This is a genomic window from Helicobacter pullorum NCTC 12824 (genome assembly GCF_017979475.1).
Classification (GTDB): domain Bacteria; phylum Campylobacterota; class Campylobacteria; order Campylobacterales; family Helicobacteraceae; genus Helicobacter_D; species Helicobacter_D pullorum.
In genome coordinates this window covers 66028-84462 of the sequence record NZ_JAERIT010000001.1, presented here as the reverse complement: position 1 = coordinate 84462, position 18435 = coordinate 66028, and the positions used below count along the sequence as shown (strand labels likewise).

Annotated in this window: 23 protein-coding genes; 9 read left to right on the top strand and 14 right to left on the bottom strand. The window is 34.6% G+C overall.

Translation table 11 applies throughout. From position 1 onward, the window contains the following. Positions 1 to 44: 44 nt before the first annotated feature. A complete protein-coding gene (locus JJQ98_RS00425) occupies positions 45 to 284 on the top strand; it encodes a DUF2443 domain-containing protein (RefSeq protein WP_005021683.1) in 240 nt (79 codons plus the stop codon). Position 285: 1 nt separating this feature from the next. On the opposite strand, the gene bcp is transcribed toward JJQ98_RS00425, so the two are convergent. From bcp to JJQ98_RS00355, 14 genes are all read right to left on the bottom strand, one after another. Continuing rightward, entirely contained in the window at positions 286 to 756 is a 471-nt protein-coding gene (bcp, locus tag JJQ98_RS00420) for a thioredoxin-dependent thiol peroxidase (protein ID WP_005021684.1), read from the bottom strand. A 38-nt stretch (positions 757 to 794) separates the two neighbouring features. Continuing rightward, positions 795 to 1121, bottom strand: coding sequence for a dihydroneopterin aldolase (locus JJQ98_RS00415; RefSeq protein ID WP_065837876.1), 327 nt, complete (start codon positions 1119 to 1121; stop codon positions 795 to 797). 3 nt (positions 1122 to 1124) lie between these two features. Beyond that, positions 1125 to 1676: a hypothetical protein gene (locus JJQ98_RS00410; protein WP_151104965.1), complete on the bottom strand. Its 552-nt coding sequence runs from the start codon at positions 1674 to 1676 to the stop codon at positions 1125 to 1127. Between the two features lie 9 nt (positions 1677 to 1685). Further along, positions 1686 to 2483, bottom strand: a complete 798-nt coding sequence (locus tag JJQ98_RS00405) for an MlaD family protein (RefSeq protein WP_054195224.1) — start codon at positions 2481 to 2483, stop codon at positions 1686 to 1688. A 10-nt stretch (positions 2484 to 2493) separates the two neighbouring features. Then, complete coding sequence (locus JJQ98_RS00400; protein WP_210670761.1) at positions 2494 to 3234, bottom strand: ABC transporter ATP-binding protein; 741 nt, start codon at positions 3232 to 3234, stop codon at positions 2494 to 2496. Then, entirely contained in the window at positions 3235 to 4350 is a 1116-nt protein-coding gene (locus tag JJQ98_RS00395; RefSeq protein ID WP_151104964.1) for an MlaE family ABC transporter permease, read from the bottom strand. 1 nt (position 4351) lies between these two features. Beyond that, complete coding sequence (locus JJQ98_RS00390; protein WP_005021692.1) at positions 4352 to 5080, bottom strand: thioredoxin domain-containing protein; 729 nt, start codon at positions 5078 to 5080, stop codon at positions 4352 to 4354. A gap of 84 nt (positions 5081 to 5164) precedes the next feature. Further along, entirely contained in the window at positions 5165 to 6364 is a 1200-nt protein-coding gene (locus JJQ98_RS00385) for a type II secretion system F family protein (RefSeq protein WP_151104963.1), read from the bottom strand. Then, positions 6364 to 7887: a GspE/PulE family protein gene (locus JJQ98_RS00380; RefSeq protein ID WP_210670760.1), complete on the bottom strand. Its 1524-nt coding sequence runs from the start codon at positions 7885 to 7887 to the stop codon at positions 6364 to 6366. The genes JJQ98_RS00385 and JJQ98_RS00380 overlap by 1 nt, the downstream gene beginning before the upstream one ends. After that, positions 7884 to 8483: an SH3 domain-containing protein gene (locus tag JJQ98_RS00375; RefSeq protein WP_151104962.1), complete on the bottom strand. Its 600-nt coding sequence runs from the start codon at positions 8481 to 8483 to the stop codon at positions 7884 to 7886. The genes JJQ98_RS00380 and JJQ98_RS00375 overlap by 4 nt, the downstream gene beginning before the upstream one ends. Next, entirely contained in the window at positions 8484 to 9980 is a 1497-nt protein-coding gene (mshL, locus tag JJQ98_RS00370; protein WP_247596630.1) for a pilus (MSHA type) biogenesis protein MshL, read from the bottom strand. It lies immediately after the preceding gene. A gap of 8 nt (positions 9981 to 9988) precedes the next feature. Beyond that, positions 9989 to 10243 (bottom strand): hypothetical protein, encoded by a 255-nt coding sequence (locus tag JJQ98_RS00365; RefSeq protein WP_005021705.1) that lies wholly within the window; start codon positions 10241 to 10243, stop codon positions 9989 to 9991. Then, positions 10240 to 10791, bottom strand: coding sequence for a hypothetical protein (locus tag JJQ98_RS00360; protein ID WP_151104960.1), 552 nt, complete (start codon positions 10789 to 10791; stop codon positions 10240 to 10242). The genes JJQ98_RS00365 and JJQ98_RS00360 overlap by 4 nt, the downstream gene beginning before the upstream one ends. Continuing rightward, entirely contained in the window at positions 10788 to 11861 is a 1074-nt protein-coding gene (locus tag JJQ98_RS00355) for a hypothetical protein (RefSeq protein WP_151104959.1), read from the bottom strand. The genes JJQ98_RS00360 and JJQ98_RS00355 overlap by 4 nt, the downstream gene beginning before the upstream one ends. A 96-nt stretch (positions 11862 to 11957) precedes the next feature. Here JJQ98_RS00355 and JJQ98_RS00350 point away from each other — a divergent pair, with 96 nt between their 5' ends. The 8 genes from JJQ98_RS00350 to carA all read left to right on the top strand — a co-directional run bounded on the left by JJQ98_RS00350 (position 11958) and on the right by carA (position 18428). Continuing rightward, positions 11958 to 12194, top strand: a complete 237-nt coding sequence (locus tag JJQ98_RS00350; protein WP_151104958.1) for a type II secretion system protein — start codon at positions 11958 to 11960, stop codon at positions 12192 to 12194. Further along, on the top strand, positions 12191 to 12997 hold the full coding sequence (locus JJQ98_RS00345) for a type II secretion system protein (RefSeq protein ID WP_151104957.1): 807 nt from the start codon (positions 12191 to 12193) through the stop codon (positions 12995 to 12997). The genes JJQ98_RS00350 and JJQ98_RS00345 overlap by 4 nt, the downstream gene beginning before the upstream one ends. Beyond that, positions 12994 to 13374 (top strand): hypothetical protein, encoded by a 381-nt coding sequence (locus JJQ98_RS00340; RefSeq protein ID WP_065827510.1) that lies wholly within the window; start codon positions 12994 to 12996, stop codon positions 13372 to 13374. Before JJQ98_RS00345 ends, JJQ98_RS00340 begins: the two co-directional genes overlap by 4 nt. 41 nt (positions 13375 to 13415) lie before the next feature. After that, positions 13416 to 14675: an SLC5/6 family protein gene (locus JJQ98_RS00335; protein ID WP_151104956.1), complete on the top strand. Its 1260-nt coding sequence runs from the start codon at positions 13416 to 13418 to the stop codon at positions 14673 to 14675. Positions 14676 to 14677: 2 nt separating this feature from the next. Continuing rightward, positions 14678 to 16039 (top strand): L-serine ammonia-lyase, encoded by a 1362-nt coding sequence (locus tag JJQ98_RS00330; RefSeq protein ID WP_115057221.1) that lies wholly within the window; start codon positions 14678 to 14680, stop codon positions 16037 to 16039. A gap of 8 nt (positions 16040 to 16047) precedes the next feature. Beyond that, positions 16048 to 16656, top strand: a complete 609-nt coding sequence (gene bioD, locus JJQ98_RS00325; RefSeq protein WP_151104955.1) for a dethiobiotin synthase — start codon at positions 16048 to 16050, stop codon at positions 16654 to 16656. Between the two features lie 78 nt (positions 16657 to 16734). Next, positions 16735 to 17286 carry a DUF507 family protein gene (locus JJQ98_RS00320; RefSeq protein ID WP_054195235.1) on the top strand — a complete coding sequence of 184 codons (552 nt, stop codon included), beginning with the start codon at positions 16735 to 16737 and terminating at the stop codon, positions 17284 to 17286. Beyond that, on the top strand, positions 17286 to 18428 hold the full coding sequence (gene carA, locus JJQ98_RS00315) for a glutamine-hydrolyzing carbamoyl-phosphate synthase small subunit (RefSeq protein ID WP_134044029.1): 1143 nt from the start codon (positions 17286 to 17288) through the stop codon (positions 18426 to 18428). The genes JJQ98_RS00320 and carA overlap by 1 nt, the downstream gene beginning before the upstream one ends. Positions 18429 to 18435: the final 7 nt, after the last annotated feature.

Below are 18435 nucleotides of genomic sequence, written 5' to 3'. Positions count from 1 at the left end.
AAATGCTAAAATAATCCTAATTAATCCAAAGATTGAGGTAAGCAATGTTTGAACGAATCGACTCTATTTTGCAAAACATCGAAGAAGCACAAGCAGAAATTAAACTACTATTAGGAATGGCGAAAATTTCATTTGTAGATTATATTATGATAAAACGCGGCTCACAAGATATGCCAGAAGAATTAGGAGCTTGGAATCTCCAACAAATCGACAATGAAGTCTCCAAACTCAAAGAAGCCATAGATAGCCTTAATAAAATCAAAAAAGAAGTGCTAACTTGGTAAGTTAGCCTTGCAATTCTTGCAATTTCTCTTTGATGGCATCAATATGCCCTTTAACCTTAACATTTTTCCACAAAAAGGCAATTTTGCCTTGAGGATCAATCACAAAAGTAGAACGAATCACACCCTCATATTCTTTGCCATAAAGCTTTTTTAGCCCCCAAGCACCATAAGCTTTAAGTGCCTTTTTGTCTGTATCGCTAAGAAGCGTAAAATTCAAAGATTCTTTATCAATGAAGCTTTGATGAGTTTTCACACTATCTGGACTTACCCCCAAAACTACCGCATTAAGCCCTGATAAATTTGCTAAATTATCACGAAAATCACAAGCCTCTTGAGTGCAACCGGGCGTTTTATCTTTGGGGTAGAAATATAAAACTACCCAACTTCCCCTAAAATCCTGCAAAGAAATCTCGGCATTATCCTGATTTGGCAAACTAAAATTTGGTGCTTTATCTCCAATTTGCAATTCCATCTTATATCCTTGTTAAGTTTTTTATGATTCTAGCAAATTTATTGACTAATCTCCAATGCCACTTGACAATCCCCAAAAATCTCCAACTTTGTAACTTTAAGTCTATACTTTTTAATTTGCGGAAAATTCTTTGGAATCTCTTTGGCAAAAAATTCTAATGCCTCTTCTAACAATCCAAATTCTCGCATAAATGCTCCGCTCAAAAACTCCCTTAAATCCCTATAATCCAAAAATTCATCTTCATTATTTTTAAAATAAACAAATTCTCCATCAATCCGTATTTTCTGCCGCTTCTCTCTCTCAAAAGGCAAAATCCCAATCACCACTTCAAGCAATAAATTCTCTAAAAAAATCTTATACCACATAAACTACTTTATCCTTGTAAAAACCTTAGAAATCCCCTCCAACACACTCTCATTCATAGCCCTAATAATCTCCTCAAACCCACCTTTTGACACCTCTTTAGTCTCCAAAATCCAAAATTGCTCTATTTGCTCTCCTTTAGTTTGCTCCAACAATGCCTCAAATACCGCGGAATTCAAATTTTCATCATAATGCAAATCCAAAATATAAAGCCTCAAAGTATCAGTCAAAAATTGCTTATCTTTTGCCAACACTATACAATTTTCTCTTGCTACTTTCAACACCAACACATCAAGCAAATTTGGCAAATTATCTATCCAGCGATTTTTGGCAAAATATTCAACCTTATTTGGCTCTTTGATATAGGCGATTTTTGAAGTATCAATCTTAGCTTCAGCCTCTATTCCAAGCCACCCATATAGCCCCGTTTTATTACATTTTGCTTCTTTGTGTTCCATCTCAAATTGATAATGATTAATAGGTGCTATCTCTTTGCCCACACAACCACTTAACAATACGCCCATAATCACGCTTATTAACCACATTATTGCTTTCATTTTTATCCTTTATTCGCGAGGTCCTAATTTAACCTTTGTGCTATCAAACAAAAAGCCGCTTGGAGAGTCCCTAAAATCATCTAAAATACCATTGCCCTTTTGCAATATATGCTGCAAAGCTTTAGAATTTTGCTGCAACTCAAAAAGCAATGGCGTTAGAATAAGCCTCAAATTATAATCTCCTGCTTTTAAACTTTGCTCAAAACTATCCCTGACCTTACCGATTTGAAAAATCTCCCCTCTAGCTTCTTTTAGCAATCCATAAAATTCTCCAGAAGACTTAGAAAAATTATCTAATCCCATCTCTATATTATTAAGATTCTGCTCACTAAGAAGCCTATTAAATCTCTCTAGGCTTACTTCCAATTGCCCCATTACTTTTTCAGCTTTCGTCCCCACTTGCTCTATCCAATTTTCCTTGAATCCCAAAATAGCTTTTTGTGAATCTCCAAAGGGAGCACCCTCTCCTTGTATCAAAGCAAAAAATCCTCCTCCCGTTATCCCTTGCCTCTCTACAACCACCTTGCTCCCTTCATTTAATACAATTTCCTTTTTAACCCATATGATAATCTCTACTTTATCCCCGCTTAATTCATATTGTTTGACAAATCCCACAGGCAAGCCAAGATACTTTACTGGCGTTTCTATCCTAATGCCCGCTGGAAGTTCTTTATTATAAATATAATATTCTCTATATTCGCTAAGATTTCTATCATATTTGCCCATCCACAAAATAAATCCCGCCAAAGCAAACAAAACTATCACGAAAAAACTTCCTAATAAAACATAATTTAATCGTGCTTCCATTCCCCTCTCCTTAAATCTGATACAAAAATAAATCCAAAGAATCTGTGATTTGACTTAACTCCTCCAAACTCCCTTGAAAAAATATTTGCCTATCTCTTAAAACAATCATTCTATCAACCACTCCCTTTACGCTATCCATATCATGCGTTACCATTACTATGCTAATTCCAAGCAAGTCTCTAAGCTCTTTAATTAATTCATCAAAATGCCTTGCGCCTTTTGGATCTAAACCGCTTGTTGGCTCATCTAAAAACAATATCTTTGGACTAAGGCACAATGCTCTAGCCAAACCCACTCGCTTTACCATTCCGCCACTTAACTCACTAGGATAGAGCTTTGCAACCTTAGAATCTAGCCCCACTCTTGTTAGCCAAAAATAAGCGATATTTTCACTTTCATTAGAATTAAAATTCGAATACTCTCTTAAGGGCAAAAGCAAATTATCCAAAACATTTAAAGAACTAAACAAAGCCCCAAACTGAAAAAGGACGCCAAATTTTAATTTCATCTCCAAAATTTCTTGAAAATCTAAACGCCAAATATCTTTACCCAAGATTCTAACTTCGCCCTCTAAAGGCTTTTTTAAAAAAATCATTGTATTTAAAAGCGTGCTTTTCCCACTTCCACTTCCCCCAAGAATCGCAAAAATATCGCCCTTATGCACCTCAAAGCTAATCTGATTGTGGATAATATTTCCCCCATAACCTGTAATGAGATTTTTTACTTCTATAATATTTTGGATATTTTGCATTTACCAACCCATTTCTGTAAAAATCACCGAACAAACCGCATCAAATGCAATAACAAAAAAAATCGATTCTACGACACTTTTAGTTGTATGCACACCAATGCTTCTAGTATCTTTTGCCACGCTAAATCCATGAAAACAGCCAATAAAAGAAATAATCAGCCCAAAAAATGGTGCTTTTGCTATTCCCACCCAAAAATGCCTCATATCTACCATTTGCAAAAATCTCTCCAAAAACTGCTCTGTGCTTATATCTAATTGAATTTGACACACAAACATAGAGCCCACAAGCCCAAATAAATCGGCAATAAAAACAACAAGAGGCAAAACACAACAAAGTGCCAACATTCTAGGCACAACCAAAAATGTCATCGGATTAAACCCCATAACACGCATTGCATCAATCTCTTGAGTAGCACGCATCATTCCAATCTCCGCACTAAAGGCTGATGCACTTCTCCCTGCAATAATAATTGCAGTAATAATCGGCGCCATTTCACGCAAAGTTAGCATAGAACTCATCTCTACAATCAAAATACTTGCCCCAAATTGCCTAAGCTGGATTGAACCCTGATAGGCAATGACAATCCCAATCAAAAAGCACGCCAAAGCCACAATACCAACGGCTTTAATAAGAGATTCTTGAATAAAATAAAAAGTAGCTTTTAATCGAATGCTTTTGAAATTAATAAAGCTCGCTAAAAAGGTATAAAGAATCTCCCCCAAAAACCCCAAGGACAAAATCAAAGTTTTAATGTTATTTTTAATAATTATAAAACTATCTGAATGGATTTTAATAATATTTTGCGTTAGATTCGTGCTAGATGGAATTTCTTTGGTGCTAAGTATTTTGAAAATTTTTTGGCTTTTAGGATTTTGTTGCAATTGATTTTCAAGGATTCTTTGCTGACTTTCTAATTCCGTTACAAACTCCAACAAAACCCCACCACCGCAAAAATCCAAATCAAAATGCTCTCCCAATACAATATTAATCTTAACATTTGTTAATTTAATGGCTTTTAGCTGGGACAAAATGGATTTTGAGATTCTATAATCCCAAATTCCATCAAGCCTAAGAGTGGCGTTTTCCTTTTTTGTCAATACAAGTGAAGCGTTCATTTTATTCTTCAAAAATAAATGGGACTCCCTTGATTACACCGGTTTGAAAAATTTTATCTGTATTTTTGGTAATTTGTGAATAATCTGTTTTTAACTGCCCTGCATCAAGAGTAATGTCTCTATAATATTTTTCAAGAACTTTAATTTTCCCCTTCGTATCCCCTGCATCAAGTTTGGCAACTTCATTCATGATTAATTGTGCTTTAATAAACGCTTCTTTTTGGTGAATGGGCGCAAAAATAAGCTTGAGATTTGCCTCTTTTAGCTCTGCATCAACATTCTTTAAATGCTCTCTACAATAAGGACAATCCGGATCTGTTACCACTATTTTGGTAGGAAGATTCTTACCATCTCCCTTTAGATAGACAAAATCGCTCTCCAAAAACCCATCAAAAAGCTGACTTAAAACCTTAGAATCTTTTTGCTCTTTTTCTTTTTGTGCCTTCTCTAAGGCATCTCTCATCATTTGCGTATCTACATTGCTCAATTTTAAAACATTACTAAGCCCGATAAAATACTCTCCATCTTTACTCACAATTACAGGAAAAATATCTCCCCCTTGTGTTTTTCCAATCACAAAAAACATCGAAGGAAAGCTAACCAACTCTTTTTTGAACTCTACTTCTACCTCAACATCTGCGATATTTTTAATACTTTTTTTAAAATTATCTTCCAAACCTGCATTGACAAAAGTCAAGCTACAAGCCAAAATAGCGATTATTTTTTTCATTACAATCCTTAGAATATAAATTTACCTTAGAAATGAAATATTTTATAATATTCTTGATAAAAAACCAAATAATTTCTTTATCATTCACTGCTTAATATGCATAGGCAATTCCCAAAGAGGCAAAAATATCCCCAATGCCAACCACAAAACAAGCACCCCCAATACAAGTATCATTGCTGGCTCCATCATAGAAAGCAAATTTTCACTTTTGCTTTGCAATTCCTCTTGATGAAGAGACAAAATCACCTCCAAAGCTTCCAAAAATCCCTCTTGATCTTTGGCTCCATGCAAAAGCTGCAAACTCAAAGAATCCCAAACTCCACTCCCCTCAAAACTATCGGCTATCAACATTCCTCTTGCAATGCCTGTATAAATCCCTTGCAATTTTTGATTCAAATAAACATTTGTTACAGATTTAATAGCAATCTCCAAAACTTCTTTTAATTCCAAATTATTCTTATAAAGCCAATAAAATCCTAATAAAAATTGCGAAGTTTGATAAAAATAAAACACTTTCCCCAAAAAAGGTATTTGCAGCAAGAAAAAAGAAAATTTTGTTTTAAAAGCCAAACTTTTATTATACAAATTAACGCACAAAACCAAAAATACCACCACAGCCACCAAAATAAAAAATCCATAATCCAACACCACACTTCGCATAAAAAGCAAACTTTTACTCGCCAAAGGCAAATTAGTATCAAACCCCAAAAACAAACTTTCAAATTGCGGCAAAACAAAAAGAGTAATCCCCAAAAACACTGCCACCATTACCAAAGAAACAAAAAGAGGATACAGCAATATTTTTTTAAGAATCTTATGATTTTTTTGCGTATTTTTAAGCTCTATGATGATAAATTCTACCACCTCAATTAACCTGCCACTTTTTTGCCCCACACTAATCATTGCACAAATAAAGTCAGAAAAACCCGCTTCTTTAAAGCACAATGAAAGCTCTTTACCCTTATAAAGTGCTTGACAAGTTTTTGAAAACTGCTTTTGGAGCATTTTATTTTTGGTATGCCGCTGGATACTCTCTAGATTCTCCCTCAATGCCAAATTTGCCTTTAAGCCCATTTTAAACTGATAAAACGCACTCAAAACCTCACTAATTTTTGGTTTTTGAAAAATCATTATTTTTTCTAACCAATCCTCTTTGGGCTCAATACTCAAAACAAATATTTTTTGATTACGCAAATTGATTTCAAGCTCTTTTTGGCTTTTGGCATTAAATTTCTGATGATAAATTTTCCCTTGTTTTTTAAACTTTACCCAAAAAGTCGCCATTATTTTACTACCCTATACACCTCTTTTAAATCTGTAATTCCGCATTCTGCTTTATTGAAAGCCTTTTTTATCAAAGTGAAATTTGGGTTTACCTGCTCTAGCCTTGAGAGCATTTGTGTTTTTTCTATTTTTTTGAAAATAAAATCCTCCAAATCCTGATTCATCACAAGAATCTCCGCAATAGCTTCCCTTGTATTATAGCCCGTATAATTGCATGCTTCACAGCCCCTAGACACATAACCTTCATTTTGCTTTTCTCTGCAATAAATGCATAGTTTTCTCAATAACCTTTGGGCGATGATTCCACTCAATGATTGTGCGATAAAATAAGGCTCAAGCCCCATATCCAAAAGCCTCACAATGGTATCTAGCGAATCATTTGTATGCAATGTAGCAAACACCAAATGCCCTGTAAATGCTGCTTGAATAGCAATTTGCAATGTTTCTTTATCCCTCACTTCGCCTAGAATAATCACATCTGGATCTTGCCTCAAAACATTCCTCAAAGCCCCAGCAAAGCTAATTTTATCACTCATTGCCACTTGGGAAATATGCTTCAAACGATATTCCACCGGATCTTCTAGCGTAATAATTTTTAGATTTCTCTCTTTTAAGATATTTAAAATACCATACATTGTGGTGCTTTTTCCGCTGCCTGTTGGACCTGTGATAAACACCAAACCATAGGGCAAATTAAATAGCTCAACAATGCTCTCTAGCTCACTAGATGAGAACCCCAAATGCTCCAAAGGAATAAGAGTTTTTTGCTTATCTAAGATTCTAAGCACGATAGATTCTCCTTCTATTAGGGGAAGTGTAGAAACACGAAAATCAAAGATTCTTTGCTCTCCTCCTCTTATTTCCAACCCCAAAGAAAATCTCCCATCTTGTGGGATTTTCGTCTCTGTAATGTTTAGATGCGATAAAAGCTTAATGCAAGAGCTAAGCGGATTTAAAAGCCAATCTTCCAAACACAAATATTCCACCAAAACCCCATCTATGCGGAAGCGGATTCTCAAACTTTCAAAATCCTTTTCAAAATGCACATCACTTGCCCCTTTATACACAGCCTCTTGCAAAACAAGCTTCACTAGCTCCAAAATACTTGAATGCTCTCCCTTAGAATCTTTAGTTATCTCATAGGGAATTTGCTCCAAAATCTCCTTAAGCCTCTCTTGCCCTTTAAGCCACAAAATCGCCTCTTTGAAATCTTCTTTTGCTATCAATCCAAACTCTATCAAAAAATCCCTAAACAACATTCTTAATGTATCTTGATGGGTTTTATCCAAGGGATTCTTCAAGGCTATAGCAAGCTTATTTTCCTTGTTTTCAACCACAATTGCCCCAAAATGCAACATTTGCTCCACGCTCAACAAAAGTGCAGTTTCTTTGTGAATATCTCTTAATTTAAACAAAGGCACTTTGAGTTTATTTGCCGCTTCTTCAAAAAACTCTTTTTGTTCTGCAAGGCTAATAGAATCCAGCTTGAATTCTCCATTAAAATAATCATAGATTTGCTTCAAATCTTATCTCCTTGCATTTTTTCTAGCAAATTAAATAAATTTTCATCATATTGTGTTTGCAAAAATTTCTCTAAAATGCTAATGGCTTCTTGCTTCTTGCCCTCTAAATACAAGCTTTTTGTGAAAATTTCCCAACTCTCCGGATTCTTAGGATTCTCATAATTAGCCCTCAAAGCTAAATTTTTAGCCGCTCTGTAATCTGAATTAGCAAAATATTCTCTTGCTTCTTTTAATGAATCTTTATTCTCTTCTTTAAGATGACTTCTAAGCACTATTTTTTTATTTTCAAAAGCTAATTTTTCTTGAATTTTAGGATGAGGAATCGGATTAGAAGATAAATAATCCATTGCCACCCAGCCCCTTGATATTTGCAAAAACCCATTTTGCACGCCCCCATACTCACAAATTTTAGTATTCTTTTGCAAAACACCCCAAATAGCAGATTCTAAGCTAGGCTTTTCTCGGATATTAAGCGTCTTAGCACTCACATACCAACAAGCCTTAGGGGGAGTTTCTTTTGTTTTTGGCATCCCCAAAAATCCAACCCCAATCAAAAATCCCCCAACAACAATAAACAACATTGCAATCCTCAACATTTATTCTCCTTGCATTAGCTGATAGCCCAAAGATTTCAAACTAAGATTTTCTTGTATCTCTTGAGAAATGATTTTTGGCTCAATAATAAAAACAATCTCCTCTGTTCTTTCTATATCTTGCGAATAAGAAAAAAGAGGCTTAATAAGCGGAATACTTCCCAAAACCGGAATCTTATTTTCTATTGAAGAAATATTTTTAGAAATCAAGCCACCCAAAACAATTTTTTGATTGTTTTTTACACTCACAATTGAAGAAAGTTGATTAGTGGTTAAGTTTGGGGGAGATTCAAAAGCAGTGGCTGGAATCTCTGTGCGATTCTCTTTGGTTTTGGTGATTGAAGGATTGATTTTTAGCATAATTTCATCGCCAAAAATTACCGGAGTAATATCCAACAAAACTCCCGCAAAAATACTTGGATATTCATTATCTGTATTAGTTAGCGTAGTTTGTGCGTTTGTATTTTGATAAATCGAGCTTTTTTGATAACGCAAAATATCTCCCACACTAATCATTGCAGGTTGATTGTTGAGCGTCAGCACTTTGGGATTTGAGATTGATTCAACCTTACCATAAGTTTTTAAAAACTCTATAATACGATTAAGACTTAGTCCTTGTGAAAAAATATTAATCCCGTATTGCAAGGCATTTGAACCATTTTGACCGACAATATTTATCCCACTCACATTACCAACCTCTCCACCTCCTCCAAAACTCGCCCCTTCGCTAAAAGCAGGAATCATAATATTTTGTATATTGTATAACCCATCCCAATTAATCCCCGTAGTATCAGAGTGCGTGTGCGTAATACTTAGGATATGCACATCAATAAGCACTTGCTGTTGAAGTCTTTGATGGAGTTTTTGGATATAAGCTTCCACCCTCTCCAAACCCTCCTTATCCCCTCTAACACTCACCAAACCCGCCCCCTTATTAATCACCACATAAGATTCTTGAGAATCTTCTTGCACTCCTAATATTCCCAAAATTTCAAGCTTAATTGTCTCCCAAAAATTAAACCCATCTTCACTTGTAATATTAATCCCTGATTTGCTCGGTGTCTGTGAGGAATTTTCGCTCCCCACATAAGCATAATTTGGAAACTTTGAAAAATTATCCTCATTATTAATAGACACAGAAGTATTGCTGCTACCTTGTCGATTAGTGCTAACATAATTGATTTTAAAAACTTTTGTGTCTTTTGTTTTGAGCGTCAAAATATGATTTGCATAAGAATAATGCAAGTTGGCTTGGCTAAAAAGCAAATCAAAAACAAACTCCAAATCTTTTTGTTTAAAATTAACCATAGTTAAGTTTTTATCCAAATGTTCTTTTACCTCATCATCTCCATAAACAACGCTAAAAGAGCAAGTGTTGGCAAACTCGCTTAACACCTCATAAATCTTAACTTCAAAATCCTGCAAAGTCAAATCAAAAACACGATTTTCACAAGCAAAAGAAACACCCACACACAAAATCCACCCATATATTATTCGCATAAAAATTCTCAAAAAAATCTCCTAGTTTTTTCCAAACAAATCGTTTTGATTTCTTGGTTTTCATTTTCTAAAATTACACATTTCTCTTGGATTTGCATTACTTTAAATCCCTCTATTTCATCTCCCAAAATCAACCATTTTCCATTAATTTTTGCCCTATCTTGCATCACTCCAAAAAGCCTCATTTCACTCTCTTCATAGAAAAAAGGATCATATCCAAACACAAACCCCGCCAAAATCAACAAACCTCCAATCTTTTTCATTGCAAAATCCCATAAAGTGCCTCAAGATTCATAAAAAACTCCAAATTCTTCTTTTTGGGATAAATTGAAGCACCCTTAATATCCAGCATTTGCAAATTTTCTAATTCTTCCAAAAACAAAAAGGCTTCTTTGAAATTTCCCTCCCCATACAACAAAAACCCCTCGCCTTCTTGCTGGATTACAAAAGTGTTCAAAAAATACTTTTTCCCCAAATAGTTTAGTGCCAAAAAGTGATTAAAATTGCCTTGCAATCTCTCTTTTTGCTTTTCTTGTAGCACAATAGAATCTTCCAATTTTTGAATTTCGCTCTTTAGCTCTTTATCTCCATAAACTTTTGGGATAGGGGGCTGCTCTTGCAAAGATAAAAGTTGTCGTTCTAAATCCAATTTAGTTTGCTTTATAGTCAAAAAATAATTCCAAGCTCTATCATAAATTAACATAAATGTTAAGGTAAAAAAACACAAAAAAGCAAGCACAAAAATCAAAATCATCTCTCTTTTGCTTTTGGTTTCCAAAAAAGATTCAATTTTCTTTAGAATTTCTTTCACACCGCAATCCTTACAAAATAAAAAGAATCGATTGCTTGAATAACCTCTAATTTCCCCAATTTTTCTTGCTCTAAGATTCTCAAAAATTCCGCACTCCCCTCACCAACTAGCAAAAATTCAAAAATATTTTTATTTGCGTGAAAATAGGCGATTTTTACATCTTGAATCTGCAAATACGAACTAATCTGCTCAAAAAACGATGATATTCTAGGACTAGTGGGCAAAAATCGCTGCAAGAATGCTTCATTTTGTGCAAAAACTTCTTGTAGTTTTTGATGCTTCTGCTCCAAAGCCAAAATTTCTTTTTGAAGGGCAGAATAGTTTTGCACTTGCAATTGTTGAGTGTCTTTTTGTTTTTTGATTTGTTCTTGTAGATTCTTGCAATTTTCGCCCTCCCACAAAGCCCAAGCAAACAGCAACAAAGGATAAAATACTCCACAAATTCCTCCAACTGCCATAAACGACAAAAGCTTGCCCACTCTTTGTTTTCTAAGAGGAATTTCCTTTTGTATGGGATTAAAATTAAATTGTTCCTCCAAAGTCAAACTTTCCCAACTTTGCTCTAAAATCTCTATTTTAGAAGAATATTTTTGAAATTCTTTCTCATTGCTCTTATCAAGAGACCAAAAATAAAAAGTCGCATTAGGGTAATTTTGGCTAAATTCCATCATTCTAGCCATTGCATCTTCCAAAGCATTAAACTGCTGCAAATAAATCATCTTATCTTTAAAATAACCAACAAGCATAAACTCCGTGCCACAAAATGTATTTTCTACAATAAAAAATTGATACTCTTTGTTGGCATTTAACATTTGCGAAGTAAAAAATACAGGGTGGGTTAAAAAATCTTCAGAATCTTGAGTGTAGCCTTGCAATGCTTCTTTGTTTAGCAACAAACAATAAAAATTATTTTGGATTTCAAAATATCTTAAAAAATATTCACAATCCATTTTAAGATTGAGAATCTTGCAAATTTTCTCTTCTAAAAAATCCTCCAAATTCTCCCTATCACATTCTTTGGCAGGCAAAAAATAAAAAACTATCTCTTTCCCAGAAAAAAATCTAATCACCCCTCCCCTTTCATTGATTTTATTCCAAATTTTTATAATAATACTACTTAAAAAAGTTTAAAATTATTTAACTATTTTAAAATATCAGAGGACATTATGCCCACAAAAAAAGCCTTTAGCCTAATAGAAATTATCATTTTTATTGCTGTTTTAAGCATTCTTATGACTACGCTTCTACAAAGTGTTGCATTAAATTTATCCGCAGATAATCATCAATCCCAAGAATTGATATTACAAAAAGTTACTATTTGCGACAAAATCAACTCTCAATGTGTCTATTTTTCAAATATTCAAGAAATTTTATATCCTTATGAAGTTAATGCTACACAATGAAACAAGCTTTTAGTCTAATAGAAATCACAATTGTGCTTGGAATATTAGGAATTATCGGAGTAATTAGCGGTTTTTCTTTGCTTAAAATCTACCAACATCACACCCCTATACAAGAGAATATAAAACACCAACTGCAAACCCAAAATGCCCTTTTGCAAGTCAAAAAGATTCTACAAAACTCTATACAACCAAGCCTAATGCTTGACACTCAAGAATCCCTTAGTAGCTCTCCATTAAACCTCAAAAACAAAACATTGATTTTTTATCCCAAAATCCGAGAAAAAATCTCTATTGGAAGCTACTCAATACCTTGTTTGCATGGATTTTTTGACCCTAAAACACTCCAAATTAATGCCCATCTTTCTTTAGAGTTTTTAACCATTCACAGAGATTCTACTGCCTCATTAAACCAAAAATGCACTTCCTATACCCATTCTCTTGAAGCACTTTTTATGTTACAAAATTTCACAGCCCCAAAAGATTTCTACTCCCAAGAATACAAAGCCAAAATTCTACATCTAAATGCCACCTCTATGCAAAGCACCATCCCTATCTTTTTGCAAACACATAAAAATGCCAACCTTTCTTTATTGCCCAAAATATATTTTCTCTCCCAACCCTCTATGCTTCATTTTAATGATTCTCTTTCTTTGGTAACAAAAGACAAAACCTATCTCTTAGCCAAAAATCTTGATTCCTTTTATCTCTCTCAAAATGATTTAGGCATTATCCTAAAACTCTGCACAAATCACCAAAACCAAAAAATCTGCATAGAAGATTTCATCGCAAAAGAAACTTTATGAGAGCTTTTGTGTTATTGCCTTTGATACTTTTTGTTATCCTTGGTGCAATGGTTTTATGGATTTCCCTAAAGCAAGAATCCCTCACTCAAGAAATCTCCACCCAACACACTCACACCAAATGGCTTTCTTTGTATATGGTTTCTTTTAAAGAAGCATTAAAAGATGAGATTGCCAATAAAAACTTAGAATCTCAAGGCTTTCAAACCTTTTCTATGACCATAGATAACCACTTTCATTATACTGCCATTATCAAAAAATTCGATTCTAGCTTGACAAAAAATAATCTTTATTTTGTTGATATTTTTGGAATCTATCAAGATGATTTTCAAACCTTTTCTCTACAAAAAGATTTTATTTTAGTTTTAGATGATTTTTAATAAAGTTATTTGCTTTAAATTAACTTTGATAAGGTGTTTTTATGAAATGGACGAAATTTGACACGCGTTGGATGCTTTCACTTTTTGGAACAGCAGTTGGAGCAGGGATTTTGTTTTTGCCCATTAGAGCAGGGACGGGGGGATTTTGGCCTGTTGTTGTAATGACAATTTTAATTTTCCCTATGGTGTGGCTTTCTCACAGAGCCTTAAGCCGCTTTGTCAATGAATCCCAAAGCGTTGAACACGACATTACTCACGCAGCTGAAGAGTATTGGGGTAGAAATACAAGCTTTTTTATTACCATTTTGTATTTCTTTGCAATCTATCCAATTTGTCTAGCCTATGGTGTTGGCATTACTAACACTTTTGCAAGCTTTTTTATCAACCAACTGCAACTAACTAGCCTTTATGATTCACAAACTATGCAGCTTTATCCAAGTGTTAGAGCGATTTTGGCTTTTGTTTTGGTAAGTTCGATGATGTCTATTATGCTTCTCAAAGAAGAAACTATTACCAAAGCCTGTAACATTTTAGTTTATCCACTTTGTTTAGTGCTTTTTGCTTTTTCTTTTTATCTCATTCCACATTGGAAGCTAGAAATTATCCAAACTGCACCGAGTGCAAAAGATTTCATTGAAGTTGTTTGGCTAACTTTGCCTGTGCTTGTTTTTTCTTTTAATCACTCTCCAGCAATTTCTACTTTTACTTTAAGTGTGCGTAGAGAATATGGGGAAGCCTCTAGCCAAAAGGCAAATCAAATTCTTTTTAGAACCGCTGTTATGCTTTTAATTTTTGTTATGTTTTTTGTTTTTTCTTGTATTTTATGCCTAGATTCTACGGATTTCCAAGCAGCTAGAGAGGCTAATATACCTATTCTTTCTTATTTTGCCAACAAACTAAATGTCCCATTTATCGCTTATGGTGCGCCACTGGTTGCTTTTTTGGCTATTGTTACTTCTTTCTTTGGGCATTATTTTGGTGCTTATGAGGGCTTAAATGGAATTTTACGCAAAGCCATTAAAATGTCTGGCAACGAAAACCCAAATATCAAAGGCATTAAAATCTTTAGCACAATCTTTATGTATGTTACAATCATTGTTGTAGCCTATTTAAATCCTAGCATTTTGGGCTTTATTGAAGATTTAGGCGGTCCTATTATTGCAATGATTTTGTTTATTATGCCAATGATAGCTATTTGGGGAGTGAGTAAGCTCAAAAAATACAAAAATCCCGCATTAGATATTTTTGTCATTATCACAGGGATTCTTACAATCACAAGCGTAGTTTATAAACTCTTATAATTATGAGCAATCTTAGTATTTTCAAAATCGGTGTTGGACCTTCATCCTCTCACACTCTAGGTCCAATCATCGCTGCTAACACTTTTTGTAAGCTATTAGAAAACAAGAATCTACTTGAAAAAACACACCAAATAAACTGCACACTCTTTGGTTCTTTAAGCCTTACAGGCAAAGGGCATTTAAGCGACAAGGCTTTGCTTTGGGGGTTAAGCGGTATAACCCCCAAAGAAATCACTGCTTCTGTGCAAGAAAAAATACTCAAAGGCGTTTTTGAAAATAAAACCCTAAATCTCTTTGGCAAAAAAGAAATTTCTTTTGTCTATGAAAAAAACATTCATTTTTGCAATGATTTCTTACCACTTCATGAAAATGCGATGGAATTTTGTGCTTATGGAGATGACAAAAAACTCTTGCTCCAAGAGAGATATTATTCCATAGGTGGTGGATTTATAAAAGATCAAATGCAAATGCAACAAGATAATGCCACACAAGCCACAAACCAACCACTGCAAATCAATAATGCAAAAGAACTCATACAAGCCGCCAAAAAACACAAAAAAAATCTCTCGGGAATCTCTTTGCTTTATGAAAAGCAGTTTCACTCTCTAAAAGAAATTAAATCCTATTGTTTGGAAATTTGGGAAGTTATGCAAGATTCTTACCACCAAGGTTGTCACCCAAAAAATCTTACCCTCCCAGGACCCCTTAACCTCCACAGGCGCGCAAAAGGACTTTATGAAAGAATCCACCCCACCACAGACCCATTTGGAATCTTAGATTATATTAGTCTTTATGCTATTGCCATTGCAGAAGAAAATGCAGGGGGAGGCAAGGTAGTAACAGCACCGACAAATGGGGCTTGTGCAGTAATTCCTAGCGTAATGCTTTATCTAAAAAATCATAGTGTTGGCTTCAATGATTCTTTGGCAATAGATTTTTTGCTTGCTGCAATGATGATAGGCTCTCTTTATAAAAAAAATGCAAGCATTAGCGGAGCTGAAGCAGGTTGTCAAGCCGAAATTGGCTCGGCTAGCTCTATGGCAGCAGCTGCTATGGTAACCATACTTGGAGGCAATATAGAACAAGCTTGCAATGCCGCAGAAATTGCTATGGAACACCACTTAGGACTAACTTGCGATCCTGCTTTTGGATTAGTGCAAATTCCTTGTATAGAGCGAAATGCTTTTGGAGCCATTAAGGCAATTAGTGCTGCTAGAATGGCAATGACCCGCAAAAGTCGCCCGGTAGTTAGCCTTGATAATGTTATTGCAACCATGTATCAAACAGGTAAAGATATGAATGCAAAATACAGAGAAACCGCTCTTGGTGGGCTTGCAAAAACACTAAGCAAGAGTGTGTGCTAAGGAAACAAATGCAAATTTTCATTTGTGGAAGTCATACCGATGTTGGAAAAACCTCAGTAAGTGCAGCATTGTGCTATGCTTATGGATTTGAATATTTTAAACTCATTCAAGCAGGAATCCCAACAGATAGCCAAAAGATTCAAGAACTTAGCCCAAAAACCAAAATCCATCCTCAAGGAATTTTGCTCAAAACTCCAGCAAGCCCACATATTGGCATGCAAAGAGAAAATATCAAATACAATGGCTTAGAAATCCCTTTGCCTCACTCTAATCATCTTTTAATAGAAAGTGCAGGCGGGCTTTTTACTCCTTTGGATTCTAAAATGTGCATGATTGATTATTTGGAAAAATATCGTTTGCCTACATTGTTGGTAGGTAGCTACTATCTTGGTGGAATCAATCACATTTTGCTAAGTATTGAGGCACTCAAACAAAGAAATATAGAAATTTTAGGGCTCATTATATCCAAAGAACAAAATCCGCAAATGGACGATTTTATCCAAAACTACACCCAAATCAAAATAGCCCATTTCCATACTTATACGAAGGATTTTCAAATTCAAGCCCAAAACTTAAAACAAGAACTAGAAGAAAATCAAATTTTAATTTCAAAATAACATTCCTCATAAATTTACAAGCAATATTTTAAGAGATAAAACGCTAAAATAGCAAAAAAATTATTTAAGGTTATAACAATGAAGCTTAGACTCCCACATGCACCTTATATCGGTAACAAAATAGCACTTGATCTATCAAACTGCGGATTTGTCAATGTCTTACACGGAATTGAGCCTATTAGCAAAATTGCACAAAAATTTATTGAAGAAGATATCAAAGAAGAAATGCGAATTGAAGAAAAAGCAAGAGAAATTTTAGAAGAAAATTTAGATGAAATCGAGTTTATGCAAGCTGATGAACACCAACTTTTTTGGAAAATCAAACATAAACTTGCCGAGAATCAAAACTTTATTTTAAATTGGGAAGATCGTTATAATAATCTTGCACATAAAATCCTAGATGAACTCTATGATGAAGATTTGATTGAATTTTCAACTTCTGAAACACGCGTCAAGAATATTATATTCAAAGCCATTGATAGCTATACAAAAATTTATAATGAAATTGAAGAAATTGTGAATGAAAAAATTAGCAATTACAAACGCAAAATTATTTTTGGCTCTGAAGAATACGACTTGATTTTTGATAGACTTTATCAAGAAGAACTAAAAAAGAAAGGATTCTTATAATGGAGACTTTAGAAAATGCTTGGATTTATTTAGAAAATGGAATGTTTTTTGAGGCTAAAAGTTTTGGAGCAAGCAAAACATCTGTTGGCGAACTTGTTTTTAATACTTCAATGACAGGCTATCAAGAAATCACGACAGACCCTAGCTATGCAGGGCAATTTATCTGTTTTACAATGCCAGAAATCGGGATTGTAGGGACAAACCCACAAGATATGGAAAGCAAAGGCGTTTTTGCAAAGGGTATTTTATGCCACCATTATAATTCTTTTTATTCTAATTTTAGAGCCGATGAAAGCTTAAGCAGTTTTCTCAAAAAGCATGATGTAATGGGGCTTTGTGAAATAGATACAAGAGGCATCACACAAACCCTAAGAAAACAAGGGGCGATGATGATGGTTGCCTCCACAGAAATTTCTGACAAAGAAGAACTAAAAAAGATTTTAGAATCTTCCCCTAGAATCGAAGAAATCAATTATATCCAAGAAGTAAGCACCAAAGAATCCTATCCACACAATGAAGGAAGATTTGACTTCTCTACAATGGACTTTTCACGCCCCAAAACCGACCAAACAATCCTAGCCATTGACTTTGGTATCAAAAAAAGCATCTTAAGAGAGCTAGTTAATGCCGGTTTTAATGTAAAAGTAATTCCACATAATTTTGACGCTAAAGCCTTGATTGCACAATACCAAAACAAAGAGTTTGATGGAATCTTTTTGTCCAATGGTCCCGGAGATCCCCAAGTTTTGACAAAAGAAATCGCAGAAATCAAAAAACTCATTGAAGCAAAAATACCACTTTTTGCAATCTGCCTAGGACATCAATTGTTATCCCTAGCGCAAGGTTATCCGACCTACAAACTCAAATTTGGACACCATGGTGGCAATCACCCTGTAAAAAACCTATTCACCCAACAAATTGAAATCACCGCTCAAAATCACAACTATTCAATTCCAGAATCCATTCAAGAAATTGCAGAAGTTACCCATAGGAATCTTTTTGATGGAACTATCGAGGGAGTGAGATACAAAAATGCCCTTATTTGCTCACTTCAACATCACCCAGAAGCTGGACCCGGACCGCTAGAATCCACCGCACTTTTCAAGGAATTTGCACAACTTTTGCAAACTTCAAAAGCCTAGGGGACTT